At 58.2% G+C, this 6,067-nt stretch carries 14 protein-coding genes; 12 read left to right on the top strand and 2 right to left on the bottom strand.

Translation table 11 applies throughout. The features are described 5' to 3' along the window. Positions 1–383: 383 nt before the first annotated feature. Both HMPREF2874_RS09020 and HMPREF2874_RS04930 read right to left on the bottom strand, forming a co-directional pair. Positions 384–800 (bottom strand): ImmA/IrrE family metallo-endopeptidase, encoded by a 417-nt coding sequence (locus HMPREF2874_RS09020; protein ID WP_083309849.1) that lies wholly within the window; start codon positions 798–800, stop codon positions 384–386. A 28-nt stretch (positions 801–828) separates the two neighbouring features. Next, positions 829–1,227 carry a hypothetical protein gene (locus tag HMPREF2874_RS04930; protein WP_070649143.1) on the bottom strand — a complete coding sequence of 133 codons (399 nt, stop codon included), beginning with the start codon at positions 1,225–1,227 and terminating at the stop codon, positions 829–831. A gap of 102 nt (positions 1,228–1,329) precedes the next feature. On the opposite strand from HMPREF2874_RS04930, the gene HMPREF2874_RS04935 reads away from it, so the two are divergent. The 12 genes from HMPREF2874_RS04935 to HMPREF2874_RS04990 form a co-directional block, all read left to right on the top strand. After that, a complete protein-coding gene (locus HMPREF2874_RS04935; RefSeq protein ID WP_070649144.1) occupies positions 1,330–1,560 on the top strand; it encodes a helix-turn-helix domain-containing protein in 231 nt (76 codons plus the stop codon). Between the two features lie 55 nt (positions 1,561–1,615). Then, the gene (locus tag HMPREF2874_RS04940; protein WP_070649145.1) at positions 1,616–1,822 is read left to right on the top strand and encodes a helix-turn-helix transcriptional regulator; all 207 of its coding nucleotides are present in this window, start codon (positions 1,616–1,618) and stop codon (positions 1,820–1,822) included. Positions 1,823–1,832: 10 nt separating this feature from the next. Beyond that, entirely contained in the window at positions 1,833–2,378 is a 546-nt protein-coding gene (locus tag HMPREF2874_RS04945; RefSeq protein WP_070649146.1) for a hypothetical protein, read from the top strand. A gap of 20 nt (positions 2,379–2,398) precedes the next feature. Further along, entirely contained in the window at positions 2,399–2,587 is a 189-nt protein-coding gene (locus HMPREF2874_RS04950; protein WP_070649147.1) for a hypothetical protein, read from the top strand. 33 nt (positions 2,588–2,620) lie between these two features. Then, on the top strand, positions 2,621–3,133 hold the full coding sequence (locus HMPREF2874_RS04955) for a hypothetical protein (RefSeq protein WP_070649148.1): 513 nt from the start codon (positions 2,621–2,623) through the stop codon (positions 3,131–3,133). 16 nt (positions 3,134–3,149) lie between these two features. After that, the gene (locus HMPREF2874_RS04960; protein ID WP_070649149.1) at positions 3,150–3,356 is read left to right on the top strand and encodes a hypothetical protein; all 207 of its coding nucleotides are present in this window, start codon (positions 3,150–3,152) and stop codon (positions 3,354–3,356) included. Further along, positions 3,349–3,699 (top strand): hypothetical protein, encoded by a 351-nt coding sequence (locus HMPREF2874_RS04965; RefSeq protein ID WP_070649150.1) that lies wholly within the window; start codon positions 3,349–3,351, stop codon positions 3,697–3,699. The genes HMPREF2874_RS04960 and HMPREF2874_RS04965 overlap by 8 nt, the downstream gene beginning before the upstream one ends. After that, complete coding sequence (locus HMPREF2874_RS04970; protein WP_070649151.1) at positions 3,683–3,973, top strand: hypothetical protein; 291 nt, start codon at positions 3,683–3,685, stop codon at positions 3,971–3,973. Before HMPREF2874_RS04965 ends, HMPREF2874_RS04970 begins: the two co-directional genes overlap by 17 nt. A 93-nt stretch (positions 3,974–4,066) precedes the next feature. Then, positions 4,067–4,327 carry a hypothetical protein gene (locus HMPREF2874_RS04975; protein WP_070649152.1) on the top strand — a complete coding sequence of 87 codons (261 nt, stop codon included), beginning with the start codon at positions 4,067–4,069 and terminating at the stop codon, positions 4,325–4,327. Positions 4,328–4,340: 13 nt separating this feature from the next. Continuing rightward, positions 4,341–4,577 carry a hypothetical protein gene (locus HMPREF2874_RS04980; protein ID WP_070649153.1) on the top strand — a complete coding sequence of 79 codons (237 nt, stop codon included), beginning with the start codon at positions 4,341–4,343 and terminating at the stop codon, positions 4,575–4,577. 25 nt (positions 4,578–4,602) lie between these two features. Continuing rightward, positions 4,603–5,265, top strand: a complete 663-nt coding sequence (locus tag HMPREF2874_RS04985) for a hypothetical protein (RefSeq protein ID WP_070649154.1) — start codon at positions 4,603–4,605, stop codon at positions 5,263–5,265. A gap of 74 nt (positions 5,266–5,339) precedes the next feature. Further along, on the top strand, positions 5,340–6,067 hold a 728-nt coding region (locus HMPREF2874_RS04990), incomplete at its 3' end, for an HNH endonuclease (RefSeq protein WP_371440545.1).

The raw sequence follows: 6,067 nt of genomic DNA on the forward strand, positions 1-6,067 counted from the left end.
CAATCGGAAGAGGGTCCCTAACCACCCGCTTCTCCTTTCACTTGCGCTCGACCGCAGGTGACGCTAAACTCAGTCACTCTCGTTCGAGCAGACCTTCAGCATGGACTGCACAGGAACCGCCCCGTCTACTGCCGGATACAGTAGGTGGGGCGGTTATCTTTTTGCCCAAAAACCGCCGCACGACACGCCGACACCTTGAGACTCTTGCCGCAATCGCCGCATGACGCTACACTACTTCGGCAATAACCGATAACTACGAGGCGGAACCTGCAAGGGCGAGCTGAGTCGGCATCTTATTGTTGTGTGAGTGAACTGCATCAGACGGATCTAAGCGCTTATTTCTCCTTACATTGATTGATGATGCACAGACGGGGCGGACTGGACTAGCTATCCAGACCGCCCCGTTTGCTATGCTCCCACAACCAAGCAGAGAGAATACGCTCAGTCACCTCAAGCTCAGCCGCAGCAGCAGGCAAAGAATCAGGAGCAACCGCCAAGGCAGTCTTCACGGCATGTGGCTGCAGGAGCCAGCCGGCGGCAACGGTGTCGGCGCGGCGCTCGCGTTTGGTGGAGGCGACGTCGTCCATGGGGGAGTGTTCGTCTCCGTTGATTGCGTGGGCGAGCTCGTGGGCTATGACGCATCGTCGCTGTCGCCACAGGAGCCCGGGGGCGGTGAGTATGGTCCGGGTCTGTTCGTCCCAGAGTGCGAGTGTGCCGGCAGGTGGCTGGGCTTCGACGATGCGGATACCCAGGGACGCGGCGTGGCGGTATGGATCGTATGTATTTGCTGTTGGAGTCATGAGAAGTTAGTGAATAGGGGGTAGTTGGTTATGCTCCGGCAGGGTCTTCAGTAATGACCGTATCGGCAGGATGTGCGGCGAGGCGGTACCCTGCCTGCGATGCAGCTTCTGCACGTGCCAAAATCTGCGCCGCCAGCTGGGCATCCGTAAGGGGAGTGGTAGCTTTTTCTCGCATTGCGTTGTCAGCAGCAGAGATAATAACCGTCATATCAACATTGAGTGCAGCACTGATGATTTTGAGGTCACGAACGGGGAGTGAGCCTTCTGACCGATATACAGATCGGCTGAGCTTGCTCTTGGAGATGCCAGTTTTTGCGGCTAGGGACAACAGGTCTTCGCCGCGCCGAACCATCCATACCTTGATTTCTCGGTTTACCAGGTCGTTGAAGGCATCTGCTTTGGATTGCAGGTCTTTAATGTCTGTCATGGGAACAGTCTATAAGATTTCTAAAAAAAATTCCTGTTTCGGGTTGCATATTCCAAAAAATAGGAATATGATAGTTGCATACCAACGAAAGGAGGCACTGGGATGCAGGAGGAGACCTTCAGTAAAAACATGCGAATGGCTCTGGCAATGAAAGCCCAGACGCAGCATAGTCTAGCCATAGCATCAGGACTTCACCCTAGCCGCATTAGCGCAATTGCCACAGGTAAAGCGGATCCTCGCATCACTGAAGTGTGGAAGATTGCAGAAGCCCTGCAGGTGCCTGTCACTTGGCTTCTTGAAGACCACGCTGCAAACCTGGGCACTACTGTCTAATTTTTTTGCCAACCATTCCTAAATTTAGGATTTGTTCCTAGAAAAGGAACAGGACATGCTGACTATCCCCGATAACGCGCTCACGGTCTGGAGCCCGGAAGAGCTCGCCGACAACCTCGGCATCTCGCCCCGAACTCTCGCCGCATGGCGCAAAGCCCGGAAAGGCCCCGCATACATCAAAGGCGGGGGACGCATCTACTACACCAGTGCAGCAGTGACGGACTGGCTCTCAAACCTCCCCGTCACCAACACCACCAACTAAGGAAGCACCAATGAACGAGAAACACCAAACCCCCGCCGAAGCGCTCGCCACAGAGCACGCCCGAACCATCTGGTGGGCACGGCACCTCACCGTCCACACCCGAGACCCGCGTCTTCGCGGCAAGAAGGCACCCGCGCTCCACTGCGGGGCATGCCAGGAAGTCTACGCCGAGTTGGAGCCCGGCAACATCGCCCGCACCATGGGCACTGCCGCAGCCGAACACATCAAGACGGCACACCCCGACTTCTGGACCGAACTCGTCGCTCACGCGAACAAGTGCCTAAAAGCCGCACGCATCTGCTGGGACCGCAGGAACAGCATCCGACCTGACCTGCGACCCACCCTGCACGAAAACGAGCTGTTCAAGAACCGCGTGAACATCCACGTCCCCTGCCCCATTGATTGCGGCGTGACACTGCATGACGCACTAACCGCCGACCAGATCAAGGACGAAGCCACGCTCCAGTTCTCAGATGAAGCGGTAGAGCACTGCATCACCCGCCTCGCAGAGCACCTGATGCGCCACCGCCGCAGCCAAATCGCACAGCTCCTTTAGTCGCAGAAAGGCAAACCACAATGGGTTCTGAGCAGTTCAGTCTAATCTTCAGCGTCGTCTGCTGCTGTATCAGCGTTATCTCAGCTATCGTCGCCGGGGCCTACGGTCTCGAAGCGCATAAAGACTTCCAGGAATACAAGAAGGCCGAGGCGGAAAAGAAGAGGGTGAAAGAGCTCCGCAATTTTATCAACGATTTGCAAAAGAGATAACCTCACCACCCACCCCCACCAAAAGGACACACCATGACCAACCCCAACCCCAAGACCAAGCGCGACCGCGCTGCAGGCCGCCACCACCGCCACACCGCCATCCAGACAATCATCGACAACCACGACCAGGTCCGAACCGACATCGACAGCCTCGACAACAGCGTCGCGTGCCTCCAGGACGAACTCTGCGAGACCCGCCGCCTTACCGACCACCTCAACGGGAGGGTCGCACAGCACACGAAGGATGTGAACGCCAACGTCGGATTCGCAATGCAATGCATTGTCGAGAACGAACGCAAGCTCACCGAAACCGAGTGCGCAGTCGGAATCCTGCAAGGCGCCGGCAAGGACCAGCGCAAGGCGCTCGCCCAGCTCGACCGCTACACCAAGCGCCTGCACGCAAAGCAGACGAGCCAGAATCACGACCTCACCCTCGTTCGCGCTGACCTCGCGGAGATGGAAAAGAAGCTCATCACCCTCGCCTGGATCAGCCTCGGCATCTGGCTCGTCGCAGCACTCACTATCCTTATCCTCCTCCTCATCTAGCCCAAGGACACTCACCATGACCACCGACCGCACTCTCCGCAACGCTAAAGCCCTTGTCTGGGCTTGCGCGCTCGCCTCCGTCGTCATCATTGGAATCGGCACCGCACAGCCCACAATCACCTTCCGAGCAATCATCTTCGCGATTGCGCTCGCCCCTGCTTCCGCCGCAATCCTCATTGGCAGCTTTGTCCATGACCACACCAAAGGAGGGCTCAATGGCTAACTCACCCCTCAGTGACCTGCCCACCCTCACCGAATGGTTGAAGGCGCACCCCGGTGAGCATTTGCTCCCCGCCGCCACCGTGGCACGTGAAGCCGGCATCAAAGAAACCACACTGCGAGCCTACGCTGGCGACTCCATCAAAGCCGCCGTCACCTCCCGCCTCCGCCCCGTGGCTAAAGGCGACTTCAACGGGAACTACTGGTACAAGCCCTCAGACGTCGAGGCATGGCTAGAGAAACGCGCCGCTTCCAAACAGCTCTGCCGCCGCCACATGCAAGCAATCCACTGGCGTAAGAAACGCCTACCCATCCAAGGAAACACCACCAATGACCAACAAGATTGACCTGCCCCACAAGACGATGTTCGAGGCCTGCAACCCAGGCACCAAGCTTGTCTCTGAAAGTCAGGTCGCCGCCTCCGCCGGCATCAAAGTCTCCACCGTCCGAACCTACAGCGGTACCGGCATCCGAACCGCCGGCATCCGCCTCCGCCCCGCAGCCAAAGACGATGACGGCCGCCTATGGTACAAGGTCTCAGACGTTGAAGTCTGGCAACGAAACCGCGCAGCAGGCAAAGCCCGCCACAGGTCAATGATGACAACCTCCATCAACATCTAACCCACCCACAAGCTTCCCCCGCCGCCCCTTTTCCTACAGTAGCCACACAGGCGGCGGGGGACCCCACCACTCCACACCCAAGGAAACACCACCATGGCAAGCCACAAGATCGCAATCGAATTCGTCCACCTCACCGCCAACGGCGAAAAGGACATCATCCACACCCACGCCTCCTGGGACGGACGCCACGGCGAAAAAGCACGCAACAAAGCAGTTATCGACGCAGTCGCCACAGCAATCGCACCCCGCGCCTGCAGCACCTTCGACGTACACCCCGGCGGAGACGTCTACCTCTACACCGGAGGCTACCCACGCCGAACGATGCTCTGGGCAACCTACACCCTCCTCAACTAAGGAAGAAACACTGATGCAAGAACACCAGGAACACGAAGGCTTCCCCTTCACCGTCGAAGTCCTACAGCTCACCAGGGACAGGGAAATCGTAGGCAAATGCTTCCGCATCACATGCGGCACCTGCAAGCAGAGAAACACCAAAGCCGTCGAATCACTCAACTCCCTGGTCCTCCAAGACGCATTTGAAGAGCTCTGCGAAGAAGCCAAGCTCCACGCCAGCTCCCACGACGACACCAACTACGCCGAATAACCCACCCACACCCCAAGGACACACCATGAACCGCTACCACCCGATCGCAGCACCAGACACCGACCTCACCATCAACGGCACCACCATCCGCCACCTCTACGACGCAGACCGCATCTGGGTCCACAACACCGACATCGCAGAAGCAATCGGAGCACTCGCCAAAGGCAGCCTCCTCACCGGCGTCTCCGCCAAATGGAAGCGGAAGTGGCGCGAAGACCTCGGCGACGGCAAAGCAACCCGCGCTGCAACCTACATGACCACTGAAGGGCTCCTGCAGCGCTCCATGAGCATGAAGCGAGACAGCGACAGCTACCCCCGCCTGCGCGAAGCAATCGACCAGATCCGCACCATCGAAGCAGAACGCCGAACCCAGCACGCCGAAGCACTCACCACCGCGGCACATGGAGCCGACCCCAAGGACGAACCAACTCTCCCTATGACGCTCACCGCGCCGCCGGCGCTCACCGCTGAAGCTGCTGAATCGCCGCAGAAATCCGCAGAGGTGCTCGACCGAGTAGAAGAGGCGAAGAAGAGCCTCGCCCCGTTCACCCCCGCCGCACTGCGCAACGCAAACCTCGGTAAGCGCCAGCGTCAGATACGCGAGCGCATGTCCCAAATCCAGCATCTACTCGACCTCCTGCGTGAGGATTTGGTAGATGCCGCCATTGAGAAAGACATCACTAATTAGCAGTGTTCTGCTGATTTTGACCAAGTTGTAGAGAAAAATGTTCTACACTGCTACCACCGCAAGGAGCCCCCCTCATGCCTTGGCTGAAAGTATCTGATACAGCCGCTCAGCATCGCATTGTGTGGCGAGCGCTGGAGATTCCTGGCGCGAGCATGCAGTCGATGTGGTCGTTGTTTGGTCAGGTGCTGGCTTTGGCTGTTGAGGCGGCGGCGTTCAAGACTGACTATGTTGTTGAGCGCGGCTCTATTCTGAAGTTCACCGGTACTCCGGATGCTGCACAGAAGTTCATCGCTGATGCGACGTTCTGTGGGTACCTTACCGGTGATGTGCCGCTGGATGATGGGCGTATCGCCTATCGCCTGGTGGAGGATCAAGATTTGTTCCACATGCGTCTACGAGAGGAGATTGATTGGGAAAACAGGCGGCGTAACGACACCCGAAAAACTTCGTTGATTGTGCCTATTCGTGCTCGCGACGGCGATGCATGTCGTTGGTGCGGTCACGTCGTTTGGTGGGGGGACCGGAAGGGCGGCCGCGGCGCGACCTATGACCATTTGAATCCTGGAGTTCCTGCAGAAACTCCGGATGACATGGTCGTGGCGTGTCGAAGCTGCAACTCGTCCCGCAAGGACAATGCCGGTTGGGCGGTAGATCTTCTACCTGCCCCGTCGAGGCCGTATTTTAGTGCAAAGAGCGCGGCTTGGCTGACGGAGAATGGGGTGCCTACCAAGGCATCTGCTCCGTCAGATAAGCCGGTTGGTAGGTCGGTCGTGGCCACCTCGCAGGCTAGCGAGTTCTCCCG

Source organism: Rothia sp. HMSC068F09, assembly GCF_001812775.1.
Lineage (GTDB): Bacteria > Actinomycetota > Actinomycetes > Actinomycetales > Micrococcaceae > Rothia > Rothia mucilaginosa_A.

Excerpts from the sequence above, each read along its gene's own strand:
- HMPREF2874_RS04935 (WP_070649144.1), top strand. The coding sequence starts at position 1,330 with ATGCAGGAGGAGACCTTCAGTAAAAACATGCGAATGGCTCTGGCAATG.
- HMPREF2874_RS04965 (WP_070649150.1), top strand. The coding sequence starts at position 3,349 with ATGGCTAACTCACCCCTCAGTGACCTGCCCACCCTCACCGAATGGTTG.
- HMPREF2874_RS04960 (WP_070649149.1), top strand. The coding sequence starts at position 3,150 with ATGACCACCGACCGCACTCTCCGCAACGCTAAAGCCCTTGTCTGGGCT.
- HMPREF2874_RS04950 (WP_070649147.1), top strand. The coding sequence starts at position 2,399 with ATGGGTTCTGAGCAGTTCAGTCTAATCTTCAGCGTCGTCTGCTGCTGT.
- HMPREF2874_RS04975 (WP_070649152.1), top strand. The coding sequence starts at position 4,067 with ATGGCAAGCCACAAGATCGCAATCGAATTCGTCCACCTCACCGCCAAC.
- HMPREF2874_RS04955 (WP_070649148.1), top strand. The coding sequence starts at position 2,621 with ATGACCAACCCCAACCCCAAGACCAAGCGCGACCGCGCTGCAGGCCGC.
- HMPREF2874_RS04930 (WP_070649143.1), bottom strand. The coding sequence starts at position 1,227 with ATGACAGACATTAAAGACCTGCAATCCAAAGCAGATGCCTTCAACGAC.
- HMPREF2874_RS09020 (WP_083309849.1), bottom strand. The coding sequence starts at position 800 with ATGACTCCAACAGCAAATACATACGATCCATACCGCCACGCCGCGTCC.
- HMPREF2874_RS04940 (WP_070649145.1), top strand. The coding sequence starts at position 1,616 with ATGCTGACTATCCCCGATAACGCGCTCACGGTCTGGAGCCCGGAAGAG.
- HMPREF2874_RS04980 (WP_070649153.1), top strand. The coding sequence starts at position 4,341 with ATGCAAGAACACCAGGAACACGAAGGCTTCCCCTTCACCGTCGAAGTC.
- HMPREF2874_RS04945 (WP_070649146.1), top strand. The coding sequence starts at position 1,833 with ATGAACGAGAAACACCAAACCCCCGCCGAAGCGCTCGCCACAGAGCAC.
- HMPREF2874_RS04970 (WP_070649151.1), top strand. The coding sequence starts at position 3,683 with ATGACCAACAAGATTGACCTGCCCCACAAGACGATGTTCGAGGCCTGC.
- HMPREF2874_RS04985 (WP_070649154.1), top strand. The coding sequence starts at position 4,603 with ATGAACCGCTACCACCCGATCGCAGCACCAGACACCGACCTCACCATC.